This is a genomic window from Microcella daejeonensis, from assembly GCF_026625045.1.
Lineage (GTDB): Bacteria > Actinomycetota > Actinomycetes > Actinomycetales > Microbacteriaceae > Microcella > Microcella daejeonensis.
Genome location: NZ_CP113089.1, coordinates 2,439,939 through 2,463,596 on the forward strand (window position 1 = coordinate 2,439,939; position 23,658 = coordinate 2,463,596).

Sequence of the window (23,658 nt, forward strand, 5' to 3'; positions counted from 1 at the left end):
CCCGCACGACGACGACATTACGGAGCAGACATGGCCGCCAGCAAGACCCAGGGCATCATCGATCCCCCCATCGACCAGCTGCTGACGAAGGTCGACTCCAAGTACCAGCTCGTCATCTTCGCCTCGAAGCGCGCCCGTCAGATCAACGACTACTACGCCGACCTGCACGAGGGCTCGCTGTTCGACAACGTCGGCCCGCTCGTCGACTCGACCGTCGACGACAAGCCCCTCTCGGTCGCCATGCACGAGATCAGCGAGGGCAAGCTCGTCCTCACCAAGCTCCCCGAGTAGAGCCCGCAGCATGACCGGGTCGCCCGCGACCCCGTCCGGCCGGCTGACCGTCGTCGTCGGCATCACCGGCGGCATCGCGGCCTACAAGGCGGTCGGCGTCGCGCGCGGCTTCGTCCTCGCCGGGCACGACGTGCACGTCATCGCCACCGAGGGGGCGCTGCGCTTCGTCGGTCGGCCGACCCTCGAGGCGATCAGCCGCAACCCGGTGCACACCGACCTCTACGAGGGCGTCGCCGAGGTGCGCCACGTCGCCCTGGGGCAGCGCGCCGACCTCATCGTCATCGCCCCGGCGACCGCGCACACGATCGCCTCGCTCGCCGCGGGGCTCGCCGGCGACCTGCTCGGCACCACCGTGCTCGCCTCCGAGGCCCCGCTCGTGATCGCCCCGGCGATGCACACCGAGATGTGGGGCAATGCGGCGACGCGCGCGAACATCGCCACGCTCCGCGAGCGCGGCGTGCACGTCGTCGGCCCCGCCTCCGGCGCCCTCACCGGCACCGACGTGGGCGCCGGCCGCATGGCGGAGCCCGACGAGATCGTCGCCGAGGCGCTCGCGCTCGTCGGCCCGCGCGACCTCGTCGGCCGGCGCATCCTCATCTCGGCCGGCGGAACGCGCGAGCCCCTCGACCCCGTCCGCTTCCTCGGCAACCGGTCGAGCGGTCGGCAGGGCACGGCCCTCGCCCGAGCGGCGCTCGCCCGGGGGGCCGAGGTCACCCTCGTCGCCGCCCACCTCGAGGTGGATGCCCCCGCCGGGGCCGCCCTCGAGCACGTCGAGACCACGGCCGACCTCCTGCAGGCCATGACGCGCCTGGCCCCCGACCACGACACGGTCATCATGGCTGCCGCCGTGGCCGACTTCCGCCCGCGCGAGGTCGCGGCCGGCAAGCTCAAGAAGAGCGAGGACGACGAGCGGGGCCTGACGCTCGAGCTGGAGCGCACCCCCGACGTGCTCGCCGCCCTCGCCGCGGGCCGCGCGCCCGGTCAGCGCATCGTAGGCTTCGCCGCCGAGACCGAGCGGGAGGAGCGCGCGCTCGTGGAGCTCGCCGCGGGCAAGGCGCGCCGCAAGGGCGCCGATCTGATCGTGGTCAACCGGGTCGGCTGGAGCGAGGGCTTCGGCACGCAGACCAACGACGTCATGATCGTGCGAGCCGACGGTAGCGTGGTCTCCACCGCCTCGGGGGACAAGCTGTCGGTGGCCGACCGTATCCTCGACGCGATCGGCTGAACCGGCCTCCGCGCCGATCGCGCTCCGCGCCGGCTCCACCCCACCGCGCTGCCGCGGCACTCCACGACCACGCTCGACTCGACGGGAACGCACCACCATGACCGACCTCCGCCTCTTCACCTCCGAATCGGTCACCGAGGGCCACCCCGACAAGATCTGCGACCAGGTCTCCGATTCGATCCTCGATGCGCTGCTCGCCGTCGACCCGCACGCGCGGGTCGCCGTCGAGACCCTCGTCACGACGGGCCTCGTGCACGTCGCGGGCGAGGTCTCGACGGTCGGCTACGTCGACATCCCCGGCATCGTCCGCCAGCGCGTCACCGACATCGGCTACACCTCCTCCGACGTGTGGTTCGACGGCCGCTCCTGCGGCGTCTCGATCTCGATCGGCGGCCAGTCGCCCGACATCGCGCAGGGCGTCGACGCCGCCTACGAGTCGCGCGAGCAGGCGAGCGCCGACGCGGGCGACGTCCAGGGCGCCGGCGACCAGGGCATCATGTTCGGCTACGCCACCCGCGAGACCGCGCAGCTCATGCCGCTGCCCATCTGGCTCGCGCACCGCCTCGCCGAGCGCCTCGCCGAGGTGCGCAAGACGGGAGTGCTCGACTACCTCGCCCCCGACGGCAAGACCCAGGTCACCGTCGGCTACGAGGGCCAGGTGCCGAAGACGATCGAGACGATCGTGCTGTCGACGCAGCACCTCGACTCGGTCACGACCGAGCAGCTGCGCGCCGAGGTCGAGCAGCAGGTGATCCGCCCCGTGCTCGAGGCGCACGGGTTCGGCGACCAGCGCCCGCGCATCCTCATCAACCCCACCGGCCGCTTCGTCATCGGCGGCCCGCAGGGCGACGCCGGGCTCACCGGCCGCAAGATCATCGTCGACACCTACGGCGGCGCCTCGCGGCACGGCGGCGGCGCGTTCTCCGGCAAGGACCCGTCGAAGGTCGACCGCTCCGCCGCCTACGCCATGCGCTGGGTCGCCAAGAACGCCGTCGCCGCCGGTCTCGCCGACCGCCTCGAGGTGCAGGTCGCCTACGCCATCGGCAAGGCATCGCCCGTCGGGCTCTACGTCGAGACCTTCGGCACCCACCACGTGCCCGAGGCGCGCATCCAGTCCGCCATCCAGGAGGTGTTCGACCTGCGGCCCGGCGCGATCGTGCGCGATCTCGACCTGCTGCGCCCCATCTACGCGCGCACCTCCACCTACGGCCACTTCGGGCGCGAGCTGCCCGAGTTCACCTGGGAGCGCACCGACCGCGCCGACGATCTGCGCGCGGCGGCCGGCCTCTGATCCCGCCCGCGCCGAGCCCGTCCGAGCCGCGCATGCCCGAGTCGAGCCCGATCGGGCGGAGTGCGGCCGAGCAGCACGACGTCGGCGCGACGGCCATCGCGCGCGTGCTGCTCGACTCGCCGCTGCCGCAGCTCGACCGGCTCTTCGACTACCGCATCCCGCCGCGCCTGCGCGCCTTGGCCGTTCCGGGCGTGCGGGTCACCGTCCCGCTGCGGGCCGCCGGGCGGCAGGCGAGCGGCTACCTCATCGAGGTGGTCGACGAGCAGTCCTTCGAGGGCGTGCTGAGCGAGCTCGTCGACGTCGTCTCGGCCGTGCCCGTGCTGCAGCCGGAGGTCTACCGGCTCATCCGGCGCGCGGCCGATCGCGCCGCGGGCACCGCGAGCGACCTCGCCCGCCTCGTCATCCCGACCCGGCAGGTGCGCGTCGAGAAGGCCTGGCTCGCCCGCCGTGCCGCCGAGCAGGCCGCCATCGAGGAGGCGGTCTCAGAGGACGCTGCCACCGCGGACGCGGCCTCGGAGGGCCCGGCAGCCGAGAACCCGGCCCCGGAGGGCCCGGCAGCCGAGAACCCGGCCCCGGAGGGTCCGGCAGCCGAGAACCCGGCCCCGGAGGGCCCGGCCCCGGAGGGCCCGGCCGCCGAGGGCCCGGCCGTGACCGCCCCCGTCGTCCTCGGCTACGACCCGGCCGCGATCGACGCCCTCCTCGACCCCGCAGCCCCGGGCCCCCGGCGCCGCGTAGCCCTCACGGCGATCCCCGAACCGGCCCCCGTCCCCGATCCCGACGCGCCCTCCGGCCGCCGCTGGATGCCCGCCGCGGCCCGCACGCTCGCCGAGCTCGCCGCCGCGACTCTCGCCCGCGGCCGCTCGGCCATCGTCAGCGTGCCCGACTACCGCGACCTCGAGAACGTCGCCGCGGCGCTGAAGGTGCTCGTCCCCGCCGACGGAGTCGCCCGCGTCGACGCCGGCCAGTCGAACCCCGACCGCTACCGGGGGTTCCTGCGGGCGCTCGAGCCGCGCCCGGTCATCGTGCTCGGCATGCGCACCGCGGTCGCCGCTCCGGCCCACGACCTCGGTCTCATCGCCCTCTGGGACGACGGCGACGGCCTGCACGTCGAGCCGCACGCCCCGGGCGTGCACACCCGCGACCTCGCCCTGCTGCGGCAGGAGGACTCGGGCGCGGCGCTCGTGCTCGCCTCCCACGCCCGCACGACCGATGTGCAGCGCCTGGTCGAGGTCGGCTACGTCGGCGAGCTCGCTCCGACCCCCGCCCGTCGGCGGCGGATCACCCCGACCGCGCAGCTCACGAGCGCCGACGGGCCCGCGGCGCGGGCCCGCATCCCTTCGACCGCCTGGCGCACCGTCGCCGCCGCCCTCGACGAGGGCCCCGTGCTCGTGCAGGTGGCCCGGCCCGGCTACGCGCCGCGCCTCGCCTGCGCCGACTGCGGCGAGACCGCCCGCTGCACCGCCTGCCAGGGTCCGATCGCGCAGAAGCGGCAGGGCGCGACCCCGGCCTGCCAGTGGTGCGGGGCGCTCGCGGTCGAGTGGCGGTGCTCCCGGTGCGAGGGCGAGCGCTGGCGCACCGTGGGCAGCGGCTCGGGCCGCACCGCCGACGAGCTCGGCCGCGCGTTCCCCGGCGCGCGCATCATCGTCGCCGACGGCGAGGCCGGGGTGCAGCACGTGCCCGCGGGCCGCACGCTCGTCGTCGCCACCCGCGGCGCCGAGCCCGTCGCCGAGGGCGGGTACCGCGCCGTACTGCTGCTCGACGGGGAGCGCATGCTCGCGCGCGAGAGCCTGCGCGTCGTCGAGGACTGCGTGCGCTGGTGGTGCACCGCGGCCGCCCTCGCCGCGCCCGACGCCCCCGTCATGCTCGTCGGGGTGGGCGGCGCGGTCGCCTCGGCGCTCGCGATGGGGCAGCCCGAGCGCATCGCGGCCGAAGAGCTCGCCGATCGGCGCCTGCTGCGGTTCCCGCCGGCGGTGCGCGTCGCGGCGATGGTCGGCGAGCCCGAGCAGGTGGCGCGCGCCTCGGCCGAGGTCGCCGCGCTCGAGGGCGTCGACGTGCTCGGCCCGGTCGAGCTCGACGAGGATCGCGTGCGGGCGATCGTGCGCTTCGACTACGCCCGCGGGGCCGAGGTCGCCGAGACCCTCAAAGTCGCGCTCATCCGCTCGGCCACCGCCAAGCCCCGCCGGGTCGACGGTCGGCCGCCGCGGCGCCGGGTTCCCGGTCTGCGGGTCCGCTTCGACGACCACGAGCCCTTCGACGACCCCGCGCCCGGCCGGCCGGCGGCGTCCCCCGCGCGCGCGGCCGATGCTCCGCCCTCGGGGAGAATGGGGGGATGACCGCTCTGCGCCTCGTCGTCGCCGGCAGCCCCGCCGCCGCCGTGCCCACCCTCGACGCCCTCGCCGCGGGCCCGCACGAGATCGTGCGCGTCATCACGCGTCCGGCCTCCCCGCTCGGCCGCAAGCGCGTCATCACGCCCACGCCCGTCGCCCAGGCCGCCGAGCGCCACGGCATCCCCGTCGTGGAGGCCGCCCGCCTAGCCGACGTGCAGGCCGAGCTGCTCGAGCTCGAGGTCGACCTCGGCGTCATCGTCGCCTACGGCGGTCTCGTCCGCGCCCCGCTGCTGCAGTGGCCGCGGCTCGGCTGGATCAACCTGCACTTCTCGCTGCTGCCCGCCTGGCGCGGGGCCGCCCCGGTGCAGCGCGCGATCATGGCGGGGGAGGAGCGCACCGGCGCGACCGTCTTCCAGCTCACCGAGGGTCTCGATGAGGGCGACTGGTACGCCCGCCTCGAGGAGCCGATCGGCGCCCACCGCACGGCCGGGGCGCTGCTCGAGAGCCTCAGCAACTCCGGCGCCGCCCTCACCGCCCGCGTCGTCGACGAGCTCGCCGCCGGCACGGCCGTCGCGCGCCCGCAGGAGGGCGAGGTGACGCTCGCGCCGAAGCTCGTGCGCGAGGACGCGCGCATCCACTGGGACTCCCCGGTCGATGCGGTGCACGCCCGCGTGCGCGGCGTCACGCCCGAACCGGGCGCCTTCACGACGATCATCGGCTCGGATGCCGTGCTCAAGGTGCTCGAGGCGGCCCCCGCCCGCGAGGCCGCGCCGCTCGCCCCAGGCAGGCTCGCGCTCCTCGACGGCCGCCCGCTCGTCGGCACCGCCTCCCAGCCCCTGGAGCTGCTGCGCGTGCAGCCCGCCGGCAAGCCCGCCATGCCCGCCGTCGACTGGGCGCGCGGACTCGACGCCGCCGCGCTGCCGGAGCTCGCATGAGCCCCGCACCCCGCCGTCCCGGCCGTGCCGGCGGCGACCACCGCGACGACCGCCGCGACCGGCGCGACCGCGCCGACGGCACCGCCTCGCGCGACGCGCGCCGCCCCGCCGTGCGCGAGCAGGCGACGCCCCGGCGCATCGCCTTCGACGTCGTGCACGCGGTCTCGGCCGAGGACGCGTACGCGAACCTGGTGCTGCCGCAGCGCCTGCGCCGGGCATCCCTTCACGGCGCCGACGCCGCCTTCGCCACCGAGCTCGCCTACGGCACGCTGCGCCGCCGCGGCTTCTACGACGCCGTGATCCGCGAGGCCTCGGGCCGCGACCTCGACGCCATCGACCCCGCCGCCCTCGACCTGCTGTGCCTCGGCGCCCACCAGCTGCTCGGCATGAGCACCCCGGTGCACGCGGCCGTCGACGAGACGGTCGGCCTCACCCGCCCCCTCGGCCTCGCCCGCGCCACGGGCTTCGTCAACGCCGTCATGCGCCGCATCAGCGAGCGCACGGCGCCGGAGTGGGCCGCACGGCTGCTGCGCGGCGTCGACGATCCCGACGAGCGTCTCGCCATCGCCACGGCGCACCCGGTCTGGGTCGTCGTCGCCCTGCGCGCCGCCCTCGAGCGCGAGGGCAGGGGCGGCGAGCTCGAGGCCCTGCTCGAGTCCGACAACGTCCCCGCCCGCGTCACCCTCGCCGCGCTGCCCGGGCTCGCGCAGCCGGGCGACCTCGGCGAGGAGGTCGACCCGACGCCCTACTCGCCGCTGGGGCGCCGCGCCGCCTCCGGCGATCCCGGCGACGACCCCGCCGTCGCCGCCGGTCGGGTGCGCGTGCAGGACGAGGGCTCGCAGCTCGCCGCCCTCGCCCTCAGCCGCGCGCGTCCCGTCGCCGCGGGCGAGCGCTGGCTCGACCTCTGCGCCGGGCCAGGGGGCAAGGCGGCCCTGCTCGCCGCCGAGGCGCGCGCCGGGGGAGCCCGCTTCACCGCGAACGAGGTCGTGCCCGCGCGGGCCGGCCTCGTGCAGCGCGCCCTCGCCGCGGTCGATCCCGCGGTCGAGGTGCGCACCGCCGATGGGCGCGACATCGGTCGCACCGACCGCCACGGCTTCGACCGCATCCTGCTCGACGCGCCCTGCACGGGTCTCGGCGCCCTGCGCCGCCGACCCGAGGCCCGCTGGCGCAAGCGTCCCGACGACGTCCCCGAGCTCGCCGCGCTGCAGGCCGAGCTGCTCGACGCCGCTCTCGACGCGCTCGCCCCGGGCGGGCTGCTCGCCTACGTCACCTGCTCCCCGCATCCCGACGAGACGACGGGCGTCGTCGACCGCGTGCTGGATGCCCGTCCCGAGGTCGTCCGCGTCGACACCGCCGCCGTGCTCGCCGGCGTCACGCGCGCACCCCTCGACCTCGGATCCCTCGACGGCGCCGTGCAGCTCTGGCCGCACCGCCACGGCACCGACGCCATGTTCATCCAGCTGCTGACCGTCCCGGCCGCGCCCCCCTCCGCCCCGGCCGCGGATAGCCTGGGCGCGTGACCGTGCGCATCCATCCGAGCATCCTGTCGGCCGACTTCGTCAACCTCGAGCGGGAGGTCGGGCGGATCACCGCGGCCGACGCCGTGCACGTCGACGTCATGGACAACCACTTCGTGCCGAACCTCACCTTCGGTCCGCAGATGGTCGAGCGCCTGCAGGCGGTGTCGAGCATCCCGCTCGACGTGCACCTCATGATCGCCGACGTCGACCGCTGGGCCCCCGGCTACGCCGAGCTCGGCGCCGAGTGCGTCACCTTCCACGCCGAGGCGGCCGCCGACGTCGTCGCCACCGCCCGGGCGCTGCGCGAGCGGGGCTCGCTCGCCGGTCTCGCGCTCAAGCCCGGCACGCCCGTGGAGCCGTACCTGGAGCTGCTGCCCGAGTTCGACCAGGTGCTCGTCATGACCGTCGAGCCCGGCTTCGGCGGCCAGTCGTTCATGGCCGAGACGATGCCGAAGCTGCGGTCGCTGCGCGCGGCGCTGCGCTCGGATGAGCGGAGCATCCGGCTGCAGGTCGACGGGGGCATCACGGTCGACACGATCGGCATCGCCGCCGAGGCGGGGGCCGACACCTTCGTCGCCGGGTCGAGCGTCTACGGCGCCGACGACGTCGAGGCCGCGATCGCGGGCCTGCGGGCGGCCGCGATCGCCGCGCACGCGCACTGACCGCCGCGTCGCGACCGTCCGGATCGGTCTGATTGGATGGACTCATGACCAATCTGAGCAAGCCAGAGATCGACTTCTTCGAGGGCCCCGCGCCGCAGGAGCTCGTCATCACCGACCTCGTGGTCGGCGACGGCGCCGAGGCGACGCCCGGCGCCACCGTCGACGTCCACTACGTGGGCGTCGAGTTCGAGACCGGCGAGGAGTTCGACGCCTCGTGGAACCGCGGCTCGAGCATCAACTTCCCGCTCGGCCAGCTCATCGCCGGCTGGCAACAGGGCATCCCCGGCATGAAGGTCGGCGGCCGTCGGCAGCTCGTCTGCCCGCCCGCGCTCGCCTACGGTCCGGCCGGCGGCGGCCACCGCCTCTCGGGCAAGACCCTCGTCTTCGTGATCGATCTGCTCGGCGTCAGCTGAGCGCACCTCCTCGGGGCCGGGCGGCAGGCGCCGCCCGGTACCCTGGACGGTTGTGAAGACCTTCGATGAGCTGTTCGCCGAGCTGAGCGAGACCGCCCGCACCCGTCCCGCCGGTTCCGGCACCGTCGCGCGACTGGACGCGGGCATCCATTCGATCGGCAAGAAGATCGTCGAGGAGGCCGCCGAGGTCTGGATGGCCGCCGAGCACGAGAGCGACGAGGCCACCGCGGAGGAGATCTCGCAGCTTCTCTACCACCTGCAGGTGCTCATGCTCGCGAAGGGTCTCACCCTCGACGACGTGTACCGCCAGCTCTAGGGCTCACGCCCTGTGAGCAGCCCCCGCCCGAGCGCCTCGCCGCGCCAGTGATGAAGAGAACCCCATGCTGAGAATCGCGGTGCCCAACAAGGGCTCCCTCTCCGAGACCGCCGTCGAGATGCTCGTCGAGGCGGGCTACACCGGTCGGCGCGATCCTCGCGCGCTCACCGTGGCCGACCCGCGCAACGGCGTCGAGTTCTTCTACCTGCGCCCCCGCGACATCGCCACCTACGTCGGCTCGGGCGCGCTCGACGTCGGCATCACCGGCCGCGACCTGCTGCTCGACTCCTCGAGCGAGGCGCAGGAGATCCAGACGCTCGACTTCGGCGACTCGACCTTCCGCTTCGCCGCCGTGCCCGGCACCGTGCACGAGCTCGGCGACCTGGAGGGCCGCCGCGTGGCGACGAGCTACCCGACCCTCGTCGGCGAGTTCCTGGCCCGCCACGGCATCACGGCGCGCCTCGTGAAGCTCGACGGCGCCGTCGAGTCGGCCATCCGCCTCGGCGTCGCCGACGCCGTCGCCGACGTCGTCTCGACGGGCTCGACCCTGCGGGCGCAGGGCCTCGAGATCGTCGGCCCCGTCATCCTCGAGTCGACGGCCGTGCTCATCTCGGCCCGCCCCGAGGTGGACGGCATCGCCACCCTGCAGCGCCGCCTGCAGGGCGTGCTCGTCGCGCGCCAGTACGTGCTCATGGACTACGACCTGCCGCGCGCGCTGCTCGCGCAGGCGCAGGCCGTCACCCCCGGCCTCGAGTCGCCCACGGTGAGCCCGCTCGCCGATCCCGACTGGGTCGCCGTGCGCGCGATGGTGCCCAAGGACGACACCAATCACGTCATGGACGCCCTCTACGACATCGGCGCCCGCGCCATCCTCGTCAGCCCCATCCACGCCGCGCGCATCTGATGAGCGTCGCCGTCCGGGTGATCCCCTGCCTCGATGTGGCCGCCGGTCGCGTCGTCAAGGGCGTCAACTTCATGGGCCTGCGGGATGCGGGCGATCCGATCGAGCTCGCGGCGAAGTACTACGAGCAGGGCGCCGACGAGATCACCTTCCTCGACGTGAAGGCAACCGTCGACGACCGCGACACGATGTACGACGTCGTGCGCGCGACCGCCGAGCAGGTCTTCATCCCGCTCACGGTCGGCGGGGGAGTGCGCACGACCGAGGACGTCGCGCGTCTGCTCGCCCACGGGGCCGACAAGATCGGCGTGAACTCCGCCGCCATCCTGCGCCCCGCCCTCATCGACGAGATCGCCGACCGCTTCGGCGCCCAGGTCTGCGTGCTCTCGCTCGACGTCACCCGCAGCGCGACGGCACCGAGCGGCTTCGTCGTCACGACCCACGGCGGCCGCCGCACGACCGACATCGACGCCCTCGCCTGGGCCACCGAGGCCATGAACCGCGGTGCGGGCGAGCTGCTCGTGAACTCGATCGACGCCGACGGCACCAAGGCCGGCTTCGACACCGAGCTCATCCGGGCCATCGTCGGCGTCGCGACGGTGCCGGTGATCGCCTCGGGCGGCGCCGGCGCGCTCGAGCACTTCGCCCCGGCCATCGCCGCGGGCGCCGACGCCGTGCTCGCCGCGAGCGTCTTCCACAACGCCGAGCTCACGATCGGCGAGGTCAAGGGCGCGCTCCGCGCCGAGGGGATGAGCGTGCGATGAACCCGACTCCCGCCGATGCTGCGATGACCGAGCAGGATGCCGCTGCCGTCGTCGCCCGGGCCCGCTTCGACGCCGCCGGACTCCTGCCGGTCGTCGTCCAGCAGTGGGATTCCCGCGAGGTGCTCATGGTCGGCTACATGAACGCCGAGGCACTGCGCCGCACCCTCGTCGAGGGCCGCGTCACGTACTGGAGCCGCTCGCGGCAGGAGTACTGGCGCAAGGGCGACACGAGCGGCAACACCCAGCACCTGCGCGGGGCCGAGCTCGACTGCGACGGCGACGCCCTGCTGCTGCAGGTCGAGCAGCACGGCCCCGCCTGCCACACGGGCGAGCGCCGCTGCTTCGACGTCGACCCGTTCCTGCCGCTCCCGGCGCAGGCGCACCGCACCGACGACCCGGAGGGAACGCCATGACCGGCACCACCCGCGCCGAGTTCGACGCCCGAGCCGCCGACGCGCGGGTCGTCCCGGTCATCCGCACCGTCTTCGCCGACGCGCTGACCCCGGTGGGCCTCTACCGCTCGCTCGCCGAGGGCCGCCCCGGCGGCTTCCTCCTCGAATCGGCGGAGCAGGGCGGCATCTGGTCGCGCTACTCCTTCATCGGCGTGCGCTCCTTCGGCGTGCTGACCGAGAGCGGCGGCTCGGCCGTCTGGCGCGATACCGGCCTCGCCGCGGATCGGGCCTTCGGCGGCCCCGTGCCGAGCGACCCGCTCGCGGCCCTCGACGCGCTCTCCGCCCGGTGGGAGTCGCCGCGCGACCCCGCGCATCCGCCCCTCACCGGCGGCCTCGTGGGCTTCATGGGCTGGGACGCCGTGCGCCGCATCGAGAACCTGCCGGATGCCCCTCCGAGCGACTTCCCGTGCCCCGAGCTGGCCTTCGCGTTCGTCAGCGAGCTCGTCGTCATGGACCACCGCCAGGGCACGGTCGACCTCGTCGTCTCGGTGCTCGCCGACGGCGCGGACGGCGCGGCGGTCGGCACCGCGCGCGCCGACGAGCTCTGGTCGGACGCTCAGCGCCGACTCGACGCCCTCGAGCACGCGCTCGCCGCTCCCGCCGCTCCCGAGCCGCGCCGCATCGACCTCTCCACCGCTCCCGATCCGCGGTTCCGCTCGACGCACGAGGAGTACCTGGCGGCCGTCGCGCGGTCGAAGGAGTTCATCCGCGACGGCGACGTGTTCCAGGTCGTCGTCGCCCAGCGCTTCGATCACGCGCTCGAGGCCAGCCCGCTCGAGGTCTACCGGGTGCTGCGGGCGCTCAACCCCTCCCCGTACATGTACGTGCTCACGCACGAGAGCGACGAGGGCGAGCCCTACGCGATCGTCGGCTCCTCGCCGGAGGCGCTCGTGAAGGTCGTCGACGGGCGCGTGCACATGCACCCGATCGCGGGCTCCCGCCCGCGCGGCGAGACGCCCGAAGCCGATCAGCAGCTGGCCGAGAGCCTGCTCGCCGACCAGAAGGAGCAGGCCGAGCACCTCATGCTCGTCGACCTCGCCCGCAACGACCTCTCGAAGGTCTGCCGCGCCGGCAGCGTCGAGGTCACCGAGTTCATGCAGGTCGAGCGCTTCAGCCACATCATGCACCTCGTCTCGAGCGTCGAGGGCGACCAGCGGCCCGAGGCGAGCCACGTCGACGTGTTCCGGGCGACCTTCCCGGCGGGCACGCTGAGCGGCGCGCCCAAGCCGCGGGCGCTCGAGATCATCGACGAGCTGGAGCCCGCGCGCCGCGGCGTCTACGGGGGAGTGGTGGGCTACTTCTCCTTCTCGGGGGATGCCGATCTCGCGATCGCGATCCGCACCGCCTTCCTGCAGGGCGGCACCGCCCGGGTGCAGGCGGGGGCCGGCCTCGTCGCCGACTCCGTCCCCGAGACGGAGTACCAGGAGACCATCAGCAAGGCCGCAGCACCCCTCCGTGCCGTCGCGATCGCCAACGCCCTGCGCAGGGCCGAGGAGTGACCCCCTCCCGCGTGCGGCTCGTCTCCCTGCTCGCCCCCGGGCTGCTGGGAGCGATCGCGCTGCTCGCCTGGACCCAGCCCTGGGTCGAGGTCCGGCTGCTCGACGGCCGCACGGTGACGGTCGCGGGCGACATCGCCGCGCCCGCGCTCCCCGCGCTCGCGCTCGCGATGCTCGCGCTCGTCGCCGCCCTGGCCCTCGCCGGCCGCGTGTTCCGCATCATCCTCGGCCTGCTGCTGAGCCTGCTCGGCGCCGCGATCGCCACCTCGGCCGCGCTCGCGCTCGCGCAGCCCGTGACGGCGGCCGCTCCGGCGATCACCGAGCTCACCGGCATCGAGGGGCCCGACTCGGTCGCCGCCCTCGTCGCGGGCACCGCCGTGACCCCCTGGCCCGGCGTCGCCCTCGTCGTGGGCGTGCTCGGCGTGCTGGTGGGCATCCTGATCGCCGCCCTCTCGGGGCGCTGGCCCCAGCGCACCCGGCGGTACGACGCCGTGCGGCTCGAGACGGCCGACCCCTCCGACGCCCCGACTGCCGGGCGCGACCGCTTCGACGACTGGGACGCCCTCAGCGACGGGCGCGATCCGACCGATCAGGGGCGGATGCCCGGCGATCCCCGGCCCGGCACCCAGGCCGACCCCTCCTAGCCCGGGGTAGACTCGACGCTGATCCCGACCCCTATCGCAGGAGAATCATGAACGCCCAGTCTGAGCTCGGCCACGGACACTCGATCGCCGCCTGGACGGCCGTCACGATCATCCTCGTCGCGTTCACGATCGGCACCGTCGCGTTCTGGTTCGAGATCGTCTGGCTCGTCTGGGCCAGCGCCGCCCTCGCCCTCGCGGGCTGGATCGCGGGCGGCGTCATGGCCAAGGCCGGCTACGGCGCGGGCGGTCAGCGCTCCACCGCCAAGGCGCACTCCTAGATGCTCGGCGACCTGGTCGCCGGTTCCCTCGCCGACGCCGCCGAGCGGCGCGCGACCCGACCGCTCTCCGCGGTCGAGGCCGCCGCGCTCGCCCGTCCGCCGGCGCTGGACGCCCGAGCCGCTCTCGAACGCGCCGATCACGTCAAGGTGATCGCCGAGGTCAAGCGCGCGAGCCCCTCGCGCGGCAGCCTCGCCGCCATCGCCGACCCCGCCGCGCTCGCCCGTCAGTACGCGCAGGGCGGGGCGAGCGCGATCAGCGTGCTCACCGAGCAGCGCCGCTTCGGCGGGAGCCTCGCCGACCTCGAGGCCGTGCGGGCCGCCGTGCCCACGCCCCTGCTGCGCAAGGACTTCATCGCGGAGCCGTACCAGGTGCTCGAGGCCCGGGCCGCGGGCGCCGACCTCGTTCTGCTCATCGTCGCCGCTCTCGACGACGCGCAGCTCTCGCAGCTGCACTCCCTCGTGCTCGAGCTCGGCATGACGCCGCTCGTCGAGACGCACTCCGAGGAGGAGGTGCGCCGGGCCGTCGGCCTCGGCGCGCAGGTCATCGGCGTCAACGCCCGCGACCTCTCCACCTTCGAGCTCGATCGCGACCTGTTCGCCCGGCTCGCCCCCCTCATCCCCGAGGGCACCGTGCGCATCGCCGAATCGGCGGTGCTCGGCGTCGACGACGTCGCGCACTACCGTCGCGGCGGCGCCGATGTCGTCCTCGTCGGCGAGGCCCTCGTCACCGGCGGCGATCCCGTCGCCGCCCTCACAGAATTCCTGGCGGTCTCATGAGTCTTCGCACCCAGTCCGGCCCGTACTTCGGCTCCTTCGGCGGTCGGTTCGTCCCCGAATCCCTCATCGCCGCGCTCGACGAGCTCGATGCGGCGTACGAGGCGGCCAAGGCCGATCCCTCCTTCGCCGCCGAGCTCGCCGAGCTGCACCGCAGCTACACGGGGCGCCCCTCGATCATCACCGAGGCCCCCCGCTTCGCCGCGACGGCGGGCGGTGCCCGCATCTTCCTCAAGCGGGAGGACCTCAACCACACCGGCAGCCACAAGATCAACAACGTGCTCGGCCAGGCGCTGCTCGCCAAGCGCCTCGGCAAGTCGCGCATCATCGCCGAGACCGGCGCCGGCCAGCACGGCGTCGCGAGCGCCACGGCGGCGGCCCTCTTCGGGCTCGAGTGCGTCGTCTACATGGGCGAGGTCGACACCGAGCGGCAGGCCCTCAACGTCGCGCGCATGAAGCTCCTCGGCGCCGAGGTCGTCCCCGTCACGACCGGATCGCGCACGCTCAAGGACGCCATCAACGAGGCCCTGCGCGACTGGGTGGCCAACGTCGAGAGCACGCACTACCTGCTCGGCACCGTCGCCGGACCACACCCGTTCCCCGCGATGGTCCGCGACTTCCACTCCGTGATCGGCACCGAGGCGCGCGCGCAGATGCTCGAGATGACCGGTCGCCTGCCCGACGTCATCGCGGCCTGCGTCGGCGGCGGCAGCAACGCGATGGGCATCTTCCACCCCTTCCTCGATGACGAGTCGGTGCGCCTGGTCGGCCTCGAGGCCGCGGGCGACGGCGTCGACACGCTGTTCCACGCCGCCACCATCTCCAAGGGCCGCCCCGGCGTGCTGCACGGCGCGCGCAGCCTCATGCTGCAGGACGAGGACGGCCAGACGATGGAGTCGCACTCCATCAGCGCCGGCCTCGACTACCCGGGCGTCGGTCCCGAGCACGCCTGGCTCGACGAGATCGGGCGCGCCGAGTACCGCGGCGTCACCGACCGCGAGGCGATGGATGCTCTGCGCCTGCTGAGCCGCACCGAGGGCATCATCCCCGCCATCGAGACGGCGCACGCCCTGCACGGCGCGCTGCAGCTCGCCCGCGAGCTCGGCCCGGAGGGGATCGTGCTCGTCAACCTGAGCGGTCGCGGCGACAAGGACATGGAGACGGCCGCGCGCTACTTCGGCCTGCTCGACGCGCAGGAGGCGGCCGACGCCGCCGTCATGGAGTCCGAGCGCGGCGCTGCGGCGCAGGGCAGCACGGCCCCGGAGGACGCCCGATGAGCGCCTCGACGGTCGAGCAGACCATCCGCACGCGCGTCGATGCCGGTTCCGGCGCCCTCATCGGGTACCTGCCGGTCGGGTTCCCCGACCTCGACACGAGCGTCGACGCCGCCGTCGCCCTCGTTGAGAACGGCGTCGACATCATCGAGCTGGGCCTGCCGTACAGCGACCCGGTCATGGACGGCCTCGTCATCCAGCGCGCGACCCAGGCCGCTCTGCAGGGCGGCTTCAAGCTCTCCCAGGGCTTCGAGGCCGTCGAGCGCATCCGCTCCCGCGTCGACGCGCCGCTGCTGGTGATGACCTACTGGAACCCGGTGATCCAGTACGGCGTCGAGCGCTTCGCGACCGATCTCGAGAACGCCGGGGGAGCGGGCCTCATCACGCCCGACCTCGTGCCCGACGAGGCGCGCGAGTGGATGGAGGCGAGCGAGGAGCACGACCTCGATCGGGTCTTCCTCGCCGCCCCCTCCTCGAGCGAGGCGCGCATGAAGCAGGCCGTCGACTCGAGCCGAGGCTTCGTCTACGCCGTCTCGACGATGGGCATCACGGGCGCCCGCACCGATATGGACCGCGCCGCCCGCGACGTCATCGGCCGCCTCCGCGGGGCGGGCGCCTCGAGCGCCTGCGTGGGCATCGGCATCTCCACGGCGGATCAGGTGCGCGACGTCCTGAGCTACGCCGACGGGGCGATCGTCGGCTCCGCGCTCGTCTCCGCGCTCGCGGAGGGCGGGGTCGCGGCCGTCGGCCGCACCGCCGCCGAGCTCTCCGCCGGCACCCGCTGAGGCGCTCGCGCGCATCCGGCCCTCGCGCCCGCCGCTAGGCTGGCCCGCGCCCCCCGAGAAAGGTCTTCCCCACCGTGATCCTCCCCACGAGCATCCCGAGCCCCGCGCCCGAATGGCAGGTCTTCAACCTCGGCCAGTGGCTGCGCGACATCGGGCTCACCTGGTTCGGGTTCGACATCAACATCTACGCCTACGCGCTGTGCATCCTGCTCGGCATCGTCGCCGCCGTGATGCTCACCAACCACCGGCTCACCCGCCGGGGCGCCGAGCCGTGGATCACGCTCGACATCGCCCTGTTCGCCGTGCCGCTCGGCATCATCGGCGGCCGCGTGTACCACGTGCTCACCCACCCCGACGACTACTTCTTCCCCGGGGCCGATCTGCTGAGGACCCTCTACATATGGGAGGGCGGCATGGCGATCTTCGGCGCCCTCATCGGCGGGGCGATCGGCGTCGCGATCGGCTGCCGCGTGACGGGCATCCGCTTCTGGAGCTTCGCCGACGCGCTCGCACCGGGCCTGCTGCTCGCGCAGGCCTTCGGCCGGCTCGGCAACTGGTTCAACCAGGAGCTCTTCGGCCTGCCCACCGACCTGCCGTGGGGTCTCGAGATCGACCCGGGCAACAGCGCCATCCCGGTCGGCCTGCCCGAGGGCACCCTCTTCCACCCCACCTTCCTCTACGAGATCGTCTGGAACCTCGCGGGCGTCGCGCTCCTGCTCCTTCTGGATGCCCGGCTCAAGGCGCAGTGGGGAACGCTCCTCGGCGGCTACCTGATCTGGTACGGCGTCGGCCGCAGCGTCTTCGAGTCGATCCGCATCGACCCCAGCGAGCTCTTCCTCGGGATCCGCGTCAACGTCTGGGCCGCCTGGGCCGCCGTCGTGGTGGGGATCGTGCTCATCATCGTGCAGCGCCGCCGGCACACGGGCGCCGAGCCCGGGCCGTACTCCGACGGTCGCCGGTGGCAGGAGGCCGCTGGGGTAGACTCGGAGGACGTCTACACCGAGACGGACGACGCCGACAATGACGCCGAGCTCGTCGCAGCATCCGCAGCACCCTCCGCCACCACCGGAGCAGCACCCGCACCATCAGACGCCGCCACAAGCGGCGCCGCCGCGCGGCCGTGACGATCAGCATCCGCTGATCCCGCGCCCTTCCCACCACGGCACCTCCAGCGCGGCTCCGGCCGCGTCGCGAGCACCCTCGCGCGCACCACTCCATCGGGCCGACGACGTCCCACCCTCCCCAGCGTCACGTGAGGACGGTTCTCCCATGGAACGTAGCCAGCAGCCCTACCAGCGGTTCTCCGCGATCCCGGCCGCCCAGGGCATGTACGACCCCGAGCTCGAGCGCGATGCGTGCGGGCTCGCGATGGTCGCGACCCTGCGCGGCTCGGCCGGCCACGACATCATCCAGGCCGCCCTCGACGCCCTGCGCAACCTCGAGCACCGCGGTGCGGTCGGCTCGGACGCCGGCACCGGCGACGGCGCGGGCATCCTCACCCAGGTGCCCGACGCGCTGTTCCGCGCCGTCGCGCCCTTCGCGCTCCCCGCCGCCGGCCGCTACGCCGTCGGCACGGCGTTCCTCCCCACCGATCGCGCCGAGCGCGAGACCGAGAAGGCCGCGATCGAGGCGATCGCCGCCGAGGAGGCCCTGACGGTGCTGGGCTGGCGCGAGGTGCCGGTCGACCCGGCCCACGTCGGATCCCTGGCGCACGCCGCCATGCCGGCCTTCGAGCAGCTCTTCGTCGCCTCGACCCGCACCGACGCCGAGGGCGAGCCGCTCGAGGGCATCGCGCTCGACCGTCAGACGTTCCGCCTGCGCAAGCGCGCCGAGCGCGAGCTGGGCTCGTACTTCCCCTCGCTGTCGAGCCGCACCATCGTCTACAAGGGCATGGTCACGACCCTGCAGCTCGAGCCGTTCTACCCCGACCTGAGCGACGAGCGCTTCGTCTCGCGCCTGGCGCTCGTGCACTCCCGCTACTCGACGAACACGTTCCCGTCGTGGCCCCTCGCGCAGCCCTTCCGCGGCATCGCGCACAACGGCGAGATCAACACCGTCCAGGGCAACCGCAACTGGATGCGCGCCCGCCAGTCGCAGCTGAGCTCCGAGCTGTTCGGCGACCTCCGCGACGTCTTCCCGGTCGTCACCCCGGGCGCGAGCGACTCGGCCTCCTTCGACGAGGTCGTGGAGCTGCTCACGCTCGGCGGCCGCTCCCTGCCGCACGCCATCATGATGATGGTGCCCGAGGCGTGGGAGAACCAGACCGACATCGACCCCGCCCTGCGCGACTTCTACGAGTACCACGGCATGCTCATGGAGCCGTGGGACGGCCCGGCCGCCCTCTCCTTCACCGACGGCTCGCTGGTCGGCGCGACGCTCGACCGCAACGGCCTGCGCCCCGGCCGGTTCCTCGTCACCGACGACGGACTCGTCGTGCTCGCGAGCGAGATCGGCGTGCTCGACATCGACCCCGCCCGCGTCGTGCGCAAGGGCCGCCTGCGCCCCGGCAAGATGTTCCTCGTCGACACGGTCGAGGGCCGCATCATCGAGGACGACGAGATCAAGTCGCAGCTCGCGAGCGCCGAGCCGTGGGGCGAGTGGCTTGACGGCAACCGCATCAACCTCCACGACCTGCCCGAGCGCGAGCACATCGTCCACACCCCGGCCTCGATCGTGCGCCGTCAGCGCACCTTCGGGTACACCGAGGAGGAGGTGCGCGTGCTGCTCATGCCGATGGCGCAGAAGGGCGCGGAGCCGCTCGGCGCCATGGGCTCCGACACCCCCATCGCCGTCCTCTCCGACCGGGCCCGGCTGCTGTTCGACTACTTCACCCAGCAGTTCGCCCAGGTGACGAACCCGCCGCTCGACTCCATCCGCGAGGAGGTCGTCACCTCGATGCGCCTCGGCCTCGGCCCCGAGCGCAACCTGCTGCAGGCCGGTCCGAAGCACGCGCGCCAGGTCGTCCTCGACTTCCCCGTCATCGACAACGACGAGCTCGCGAAGATCCAGCACATCGACCCGCGCCCCGGCTCCTCGCTCACGACGACGATCAAGGGCCTGTACCGCGTCGACAAGGGCCCCAAGGCGCTCGAGAAGCGCATCCAGGCCATGTGCGACGAGGTCGACGAGGCGATCGCCGACGGCGCGCAGTTCATCGTGCTGAGCGACCGCGACTCGACGGCCGATCTCGCCCCTGTGCCCTCGCTGCTCATGCTGGCGGCGGTTCACCACCACCTCATCCGCACCGAGAAGCGCATGCAGGTCGGTCTCATCGTCGAGGCCGGCGACGTGCGCGAGGTGCACCACGTGGCGCTCCTCATCGGCTACGGCGCCTCGGCGATCAACCCGTACCTCGCCATGGAGTCGGTCGAGAACCTCGTGCGCAGCGGCATGATCACCGGCATGACGCCCGAGAAGGCGGTGCGCAACGTCATCACCGCGCTCGGCAAGGGCGTTCTGAAGATCATGTCGAAGATGGGCATTTCGACCGTCGGCTCCTACGCCGGCGCCCAGGCCTTCGAGGCCGTCGGGCTCAGCCAGGAGTTCGTCGACAAGTACTTCACCGGCACCTCGAGCGTCCTCGGCGGCGTCGGCATCGACATGATCGCGACCGAGAACGCGCAGCGGCACGCGCTCGCCTACCCGGCGGGCGCCCCCGTGAACCCGCACGAGCGCCTGCAGACGGGCGGCGAGTACCAGTGGCGTCGCGAGGGCCCGCCCCACCTCTTCAACCCCGAGACCGTGTTCCGCCTGCAGCACGCGACGCGCTCGAAGCGGTACGACATCTTCCGCGAGTACACGCACGCGGTCGACTCGCAGGCCGAGCGGCTCATGACCCTGCGCGGCCTCTTCCGGCTGCGCACCGACGACCGCGCTCCCGTGCCGATCGACGAGGTCGAGTCGGTCGCCTCGATCGTTCGCCGGTTCACCACCGGCGCCATGAGCATGGGCGCCATCAGCCCCGAGATGCACGAGACGCTCGCGATCGCCATGAACCGCATCGGCGGGCGCAGCAACACGGGCGAGGGCGGCGAGAGCCCCGAGCGTCTGCTCGACCCCGAGCGCCGCAGCGCCATCAAGCAGGTCGCCAGCGGCCGCTTCGGCGTCACGAGCCTGTACCTCAGCCACGCCGACGACATCCAGATCAAGATGGCGCAGGGCGCGAAGCCCGGCGAGGGCGGCCAGCTGCCGGCGAACAAGGTGTACCCCTGGATCGCGCAGCTGCGCCACGGCACCCCGGGCGTCGGTCTCATCTCCCCGCCGCCGCATCACGACATCTACTCGATCGAGGACCTCAAGCAGCTCATCTTCGACCTCAAGCGCTCGAACCCCGGCGCCCGCGTGCACGTCAAGCTCGTGAGCCAGTCGGGCATCGGCGCGGTCGCGGCGGGCGTCGCCAAGGCCAAGAGCGACGTCATCCTGATCTCCGGGCACGACGGCGGCACGGGAGCGAGCCCGCTCAACTCCCTCAAGCACGCCGGCACCCCGTGGGAGCTCGGCCTCGCCGAGGCGCAGCAGACGCTCATGCTCAACAACATGCGCGGGCGCGTCACGGTGCAGGCCGACGGCCAGATGAAGACCGGCCGCGACGTCATCATCGCCGCCCTGCTCGGCGCCGAGGAGTACGGCTTCGCCACCGCTCCCATGGTCGTCTCCGGCTGCATCCTCATGCGGGTCTGCCACCTCGACACCTGCCCCGTGGGCGTCGCGACGCAGAACCCCGAGCTGCGCAAGCGGTTCACGGGCACCCCCGAGTTCGTCATCACCTTCATGGAGTTCCTCGCCCAGGAGGTGCGCGAGTACCTCGCCGCGCTCGGCTTCCGCACCCTCGAGGAGGCGATCGGCCGCAGCGACCTGCTCGACGTCGACCGCGCCATCCGGCACTGGAAGGCCGACGGCCTCGACCTCTCGCCCATCCTCTCGGGCCCGGTCTTCGACGAGACGGCCGCCCGCACGAAGCGCGAGGAGCAGGATCACGAGCTCGAGGAGCACTTCGACAACGAGCTCATCCGCCTGAGCGCCGACGCCATCGAGCACGGGGCCCCCGTGCGCATCGACCTGCCCGTGCGCAACACCGAGCGGGCGGTCGGCACGATGCTCGGCCACCACGTCACGATGGCGCAGGGCGAGCACGGCCTCGCCCCCGACACCATCGACGTCACCCTCACCGGCTCGGCGGGGCAGAGCCTCGGCGCCTTCATGCCGCGCGGCATCACGCTGCGCCTCTACGGCGACAGCAACGACTACGTCGGCAAGGGCCTCTCGGGCGGTCGGGTGATCGTGCGCCCCTCGCGCGAGGCCGCCTTCGCGGCGGAGGAGAACGTCATCGCCGGCAACGTCATCGGCTACGGCGCGACGAGCGGCGAGATGTTCATCCGCGGCATCGTGGGGGAGAGGTTCCTCGTGCGCAACTCCGGCGCGACGGCCGTCGTCGAGGGCGTGGGCGACCACGCGCTCGAGTACATGACCGGCGGCACCGCCCTCATCATCGGCGAGACGGGGCGCAACCTCGGCGCCGGCATGTCGGGGGGCGTGGCCTACGTGCTCGACCTCGACCGCGAGCGCGTCAACAGCGCGGCGCTCTCCTCGGGCGAGCTCGAGCTGGGCCCGCTCGACGCCGACGACCGCGTCGTCGTCGCCGATCTGCTGCGCCGCCACCACGACGAGACGGGCTCCGCTGTCGCCGAGCGCCTCATCGCCGAGGGCGGCGCCGCCCTCGACCGCATCGTGAAGGTGCTCCCTCGCGACTTCGCCGCCGTGCTCGCCACGCGGCAGACCGCACTCGACGAAGGCCTCGACCCCGACGGAGACGTCGTGTGGGGCCGCATCCTGGAGGTGACCGGTGGCTGACCCCCGCGGCTTCATCAACGTCCCCGAGCGCGAGCTCCCGCCCCGCCGACCGGTGCCCATCCGGTTGATGGACTGGAGGGAGGTCTACGAGCAGGGCGACCAGGCCGTGCTCAAGCGCCAGGCCGGCCGCTGCATGGACTGCGGCGTCGCCTTCTGCCACCACGGCTGCCCGCTCGGCAACCTCATCCCCGAGTGGAACGACCTCACGTGGCGCGGCGAGGGCCGCCAGGCGATCGAGCGCCTCCACGCGACCAACAACTTCCCCGAATTCACGGGCAAGCTGTGCCCCGCCCCGTGCGAGTCCTCCTGCGTGCTCGGCATCAACCAGCCGCCCGTGACCATCAAGCAGGTCGAGGCCTCGATCATCGAGCAGGCCTGGCAGAACGGGTGGGTCGAGCCCGCCCCGCCCGAGCGGCTGACGGGCAAGACGGTCGCGGTCGTCGGATCCGGCCCGGCCGGGCTCGCGGCCGCGCAGCAGCTCACCCGCGTGGGGCACACGGTCGCCGTCTTCGAGCGGGACGACCGCATCGGCGGCCTGCTGCGGTACGGCATCCCCGATTTCAAGATGGAGAAGCGCCACCTGGATGCCCGGCTCACGCAGATGCAGGCCGAGGGCACCCGGTTCCGCGCCGGGGTCGAGATCGGCCGCGACATCGCCTGGGACGAGCTGCGCCGCCGCTACGACGCGGTCGTCATCGCGACGGGCGCCCCCGTGCCGCGCGACCTGCCCATCCCGGGCCGCGACGCGCTGGGCATCCACTTCGCGATGGAGTACCTGACGCAGTCGAACCACGTGCAGGCCGGAGACGCGGTCGCCGAGCAGATCAGCGCCGAGGGCAAGCACGTCGTCGTGCTCGGCGGCGGCGACACCGGCGCCGACTGCATCGGCACCGCGCACCGCCAGGGCGCCCTGAGCGTCACCAACCTCGCCATCGGCGTGCAGCCGCCCAGCGAGCGGCCCGAGCACCAGCCGTGGCCCGTGCAGCCCACCCTCTTCGAGGTGCAGAGCGCGCACGAGGAGGGGGGCGAGCGCATGTTCCTCGCCTCGACCGTCGAGTTCCTGTCCAACGAGGTCGGCGAGGTGCGCGCGCTGCGCGTGGCCGAGACCGAGTACGTCGACGGGCGCCGCATCCCCAAGGAGGGCACCGAGCGCGAGATCCCCGCCGATCTGGTGCTGCTCGCCCTCGGCTTCACGGGCGTCGAGCGCCGCACGCTCGACGAGCAGCTGCCGCTCCCGCTCGACGAACGCGGTAGCGTGGCGCGCGGTGCGGACTACACGACGAGCGAGTCGGGCGTCTTCGTCGCCGGCGACGCGGGCCGCGGCGCCTCGCTCATCGTCTGGGCGATCGCCGAGGGCCGGGCCGTCGCGGCCCAGGTCGACCGGTTCCTGCAGGGCGACACCCTGCTGCCCGCCCCGGTGACGGCGCACGACCGGCCTCTCACCGCCGCCCCGTTCTGAC

At 73.6% G+C, this 23,658-nt stretch carries 21 protein-coding genes; all 21 read left to right on the forward strand.

What is annotated here, in order from left to right:
• Positions 1 to 30 precede the first annotated feature (30 nt).
• Positions 31 to 291 (forward strand): DNA-directed RNA polymerase subunit omega, encoded by a 261-nt coding sequence (gene rpoZ / locus OVN18_RS11775; protein ID WP_267737215.1) that lies wholly within the window; start codon positions 31 to 33, stop codon positions 289 to 291.
• Between the two features lie 10 nt (positions 292 to 301).
• Positions 302 to 1,516 (forward strand): bifunctional phosphopantothenoylcysteine decarboxylase/phosphopantothenate--cysteine ligase CoaBC, encoded by a 1,215-nt coding sequence (gene coaBC / locus OVN18_RS11780; protein ID WP_267780973.1) that lies wholly within the window; start codon positions 302 to 304, stop codon positions 1,514 to 1,516.
• Between the two features lie 97 nt (positions 1,517 to 1,613).
• On the forward strand, positions 1,614 to 2,807 hold the full coding sequence (gene metK, locus OVN18_RS11785; RefSeq protein ID WP_267737217.1) for a methionine adenosyltransferase: 1,194 nt from the start codon (positions 1,614 to 1,616) through the stop codon (positions 2,805 to 2,807).
• Positions 2,808 to 2,839: 32 nt separating this feature from the next.
• The gene (locus OVN18_RS11790) at positions 2,840 to 5,140 is read left to right on the forward strand and encodes a primosomal protein N' family DNA-binding protein (RefSeq protein WP_267780974.1); all 2,301 of its coding nucleotides are present in this window, start codon (positions 2,840 to 2,842) and stop codon (positions 5,138 to 5,140) included.
• Positions 5,141 to 5,145: 5 nt separating this feature from the next.
• Complete coding sequence (locus tag OVN18_RS11795; RefSeq protein WP_267783040.1) at positions 5,146 to 6,069, forward strand: methionyl-tRNA formyltransferase; 924 nt, start codon at positions 5,146 to 5,148, stop codon at positions 6,067 to 6,069.
• Positions 6,066 to 7,589: an RsmB/NOP family class I SAM-dependent RNA methyltransferase gene (locus OVN18_RS11800; protein WP_267780975.1), complete on the forward strand. Its 1,524-nt coding sequence runs from the start codon at positions 6,066 to 6,068 to the stop codon at positions 7,587 to 7,589. The genes OVN18_RS11795 and OVN18_RS11800 overlap by 4 nt, the downstream gene beginning before the upstream one ends.
• Positions 7,586 to 8,251, forward strand: coding sequence for a ribulose-phosphate 3-epimerase (rpe, locus tag OVN18_RS11805; protein WP_267780976.1), 666 nt, complete (start codon positions 7,586 to 7,588; stop codon positions 8,249 to 8,251). Before OVN18_RS11800 ends, rpe begins: the two co-directional genes overlap by 4 nt.
• A gap of 44 nt (positions 8,252 to 8,295) precedes the next feature.
• A complete protein-coding gene (locus OVN18_RS11810) occupies positions 8,296 to 8,664 on the forward strand; it encodes an FKBP-type peptidyl-prolyl cis-trans isomerase (RefSeq protein ID WP_324287710.1) in 369 nt (122 codons plus the stop codon).
• Positions 8,665 to 8,716: 52 nt separating this feature from the next.
• Positions 8,717 to 8,980, forward strand: a complete 264-nt coding sequence (locus OVN18_RS11815) for a phosphoribosyl-ATP diphosphatase (RefSeq protein ID WP_267737221.1) — start codon at positions 8,717 to 8,719, stop codon at positions 8,978 to 8,980.
• A gap of 64 nt (positions 8,981 to 9,044) precedes the next feature.
• On the forward strand, positions 9,045 to 9,884 hold the full coding sequence (gene hisG / locus OVN18_RS11820) for an ATP phosphoribosyltransferase (RefSeq protein ID WP_267780977.1): 840 nt from the start codon (positions 9,045 to 9,047) through the stop codon (positions 9,882 to 9,884).
• Positions 9,884 to 10,645: an imidazole glycerol phosphate synthase subunit HisF gene (gene hisF / locus OVN18_RS11825; protein WP_267737223.1), complete on the forward strand. Its 762-nt coding sequence runs from the start codon at positions 9,884 to 9,886 to the stop codon at positions 10,643 to 10,645. The genes hisG and hisF overlap by 1 nt, the downstream gene beginning before the upstream one ends.
• Positions 10,642 to 11,058: a phosphoribosyl-AMP cyclohydrolase gene (hisI, locus tag OVN18_RS11830; protein ID WP_407666042.1), complete on the forward strand. Its 417-nt coding sequence runs from the start codon at positions 10,642 to 10,644 to the stop codon at positions 11,056 to 11,058. Before hisF ends, hisI begins: the two co-directional genes overlap by 4 nt.
• The gene (locus tag OVN18_RS11835; RefSeq protein WP_267780978.1) at positions 11,055 to 12,596 is read left to right on the forward strand and encodes an anthranilate synthase component I; all 1,542 of its coding nucleotides are present in this window, start codon (positions 11,055 to 11,057) and stop codon (positions 12,594 to 12,596) included. Before hisI ends, OVN18_RS11835 begins: the two co-directional genes overlap by 4 nt.
• Positions 12,593 to 13,237 (forward strand): Trp biosynthesis-associated membrane protein, encoded by a 645-nt coding sequence (locus OVN18_RS11840; protein ID WP_267780979.1) that lies wholly within the window; start codon positions 12,593 to 12,595, stop codon positions 13,235 to 13,237. Before OVN18_RS11835 ends, OVN18_RS11840 begins: the two co-directional genes overlap by 4 nt.
• Before the next feature lie 47 nt (positions 13,238 to 13,284).
• Positions 13,285 to 13,515 carry a DUF6704 family protein gene (locus tag OVN18_RS11845; protein ID WP_267737226.1) on the forward strand — a complete coding sequence of 77 codons (231 nt, stop codon included), beginning with the start codon at positions 13,285 to 13,287 and terminating at the stop codon, positions 13,513 to 13,515.
• Positions 13,516 to 14,292: an indole-3-glycerol phosphate synthase TrpC gene (gene trpC, locus OVN18_RS11850; protein ID WP_267780980.1), complete on the forward strand. Its 777-nt coding sequence runs from the start codon at positions 13,516 to 13,518 to the stop codon at positions 14,290 to 14,292.
• On the forward strand, positions 14,289 to 15,566 hold the full coding sequence (gene trpB, locus OVN18_RS11855) for a tryptophan synthase subunit beta (RefSeq protein ID WP_267780981.1): 1,278 nt from the start codon (positions 14,289 to 14,291) through the stop codon (positions 15,564 to 15,566). The genes trpC and trpB overlap by 4 nt, the downstream gene beginning before the upstream one ends.
• On the forward strand, positions 15,563 to 16,348 hold the full coding sequence (trpA, locus tag OVN18_RS11860) for a tryptophan synthase subunit alpha (protein ID WP_267737228.1): 786 nt from the start codon (positions 15,563 to 15,565) through the stop codon (positions 16,346 to 16,348). The genes trpB and trpA overlap by 4 nt, the downstream gene beginning before the upstream one ends.
• Before the next feature lie 74 nt (positions 16,349 to 16,422).
• The gene (gene lgt, locus OVN18_RS11865; protein ID WP_407666043.1) at positions 16,423 to 17,472 is read left to right on the forward strand and encodes a prolipoprotein diacylglyceryl transferase; all 1,050 of its coding nucleotides are present in this window, start codon (positions 16,423 to 16,425) and stop codon (positions 17,470 to 17,472) included.
• Between the two features lie 145 nt (positions 17,473 to 17,617).
• Positions 17,618 to 22,198 carry a glutamate synthase large subunit gene (gene gltB, locus OVN18_RS11870; protein WP_267780982.1) on the forward strand — a complete coding sequence of 1,527 codons (4,581 nt, stop codon included), beginning with the start codon at positions 17,618 to 17,620 and terminating at the stop codon, positions 22,196 to 22,198.
• Positions 22,191 to 23,657, forward strand: a complete 1,467-nt coding sequence (locus OVN18_RS11875) for a glutamate synthase subunit beta (RefSeq protein ID WP_267780984.1) — start codon at positions 22,191 to 22,193, stop codon at positions 23,655 to 23,657. Before gltB ends, OVN18_RS11875 begins: the two co-directional genes overlap by 8 nt.
• Position 23,658 lies beyond the last annotated feature (1 nt).

Bases quoted from the DNA above. Each gene is read 5' to 3' on its own strand.
- OVN18_RS11790 (WP_267780974.1), top strand. From the start codon at position 2,840: ATGCCCGAGTCGAGCCCGATCGGGCGGAGTGCGGCCGAGCAGCACGAC.
- trpB (WP_267780981.1), top strand. From the start codon at position 14,289: ATGAGTCTTCGCACCCAGTCCGGCCCGTACTTCGGCTCCTTCGGCGGT.
- trpC (WP_267780980.1), top strand. From the start codon at position 13,516: ATGCTCGGCGACCTGGTCGCCGGTTCCCTCGCCGACGCCGCCGAGCGG.
- OVN18_RS11810 (WP_324287710.1), top strand. From the start codon at position 8,296: ATGACCAATCTGAGCAAGCCAGAGATCGACTTCTTCGAGGGCCCCGCG.
- OVN18_RS11845 (WP_267737226.1), top strand. From the start codon at position 13,285: ATGAACGCCCAGTCTGAGCTCGGCCACGGACACTCGATCGCCGCCTGG.
- coaBC (WP_267780973.1), top strand. From the start codon at position 302: ATGACCGGGTCGCCCGCGACCCCGTCCGGCCGGCTGACCGTCGTCGTC.
- metK (WP_267737217.1), top strand. From the start codon at position 1,614: ATGACCGACCTCCGCCTCTTCACCTCCGAATCGGTCACCGAGGGCCAC.
- OVN18_RS11800 (WP_267780975.1), top strand. From the start codon at position 6,066: ATGAGCCCCGCACCCCGCCGTCCCGGCCGTGCCGGCGGCGACCACCGC.
- OVN18_RS11835 (WP_267780978.1), top strand. From the start codon at position 11,055: ATGACCGGCACCACCCGCGCCGAGTTCGACGCCCGAGCCGCCGACGCG.
- rpoZ (WP_267737215.1), top strand. From the start codon at position 31: ATGGCCGCCAGCAAGACCCAGGGCATCATCGATCCCCCCATCGACCAG.
- gltB (WP_267780982.1), top strand. From the start codon at position 17,618: ATGGAACGTAGCCAGCAGCCCTACCAGCGGTTCTCCGCGATCCCGGCC.
- trpA (WP_267737228.1), top strand. From the start codon at position 15,563: ATGAGCGCCTCGACGGTCGAGCAGACCATCCGCACGCGCGTCGATGCC.
- hisI (WP_407666042.1), top strand. From the start codon at position 10,642: ATGAACCCGACTCCCGCCGATGCTGCGATGACCGAGCAGGATGCCGCT.
- hisG (WP_267780977.1), top strand. From the start codon at position 9,045: ATGCTGAGAATCGCGGTGCCCAACAAGGGCTCCCTCTCCGAGACCGCC.
- hisF (WP_267737223.1), top strand. From the start codon at position 9,884: ATGAGCGTCGCCGTCCGGGTGATCCCCTGCCTCGATGTGGCCGCCGGT.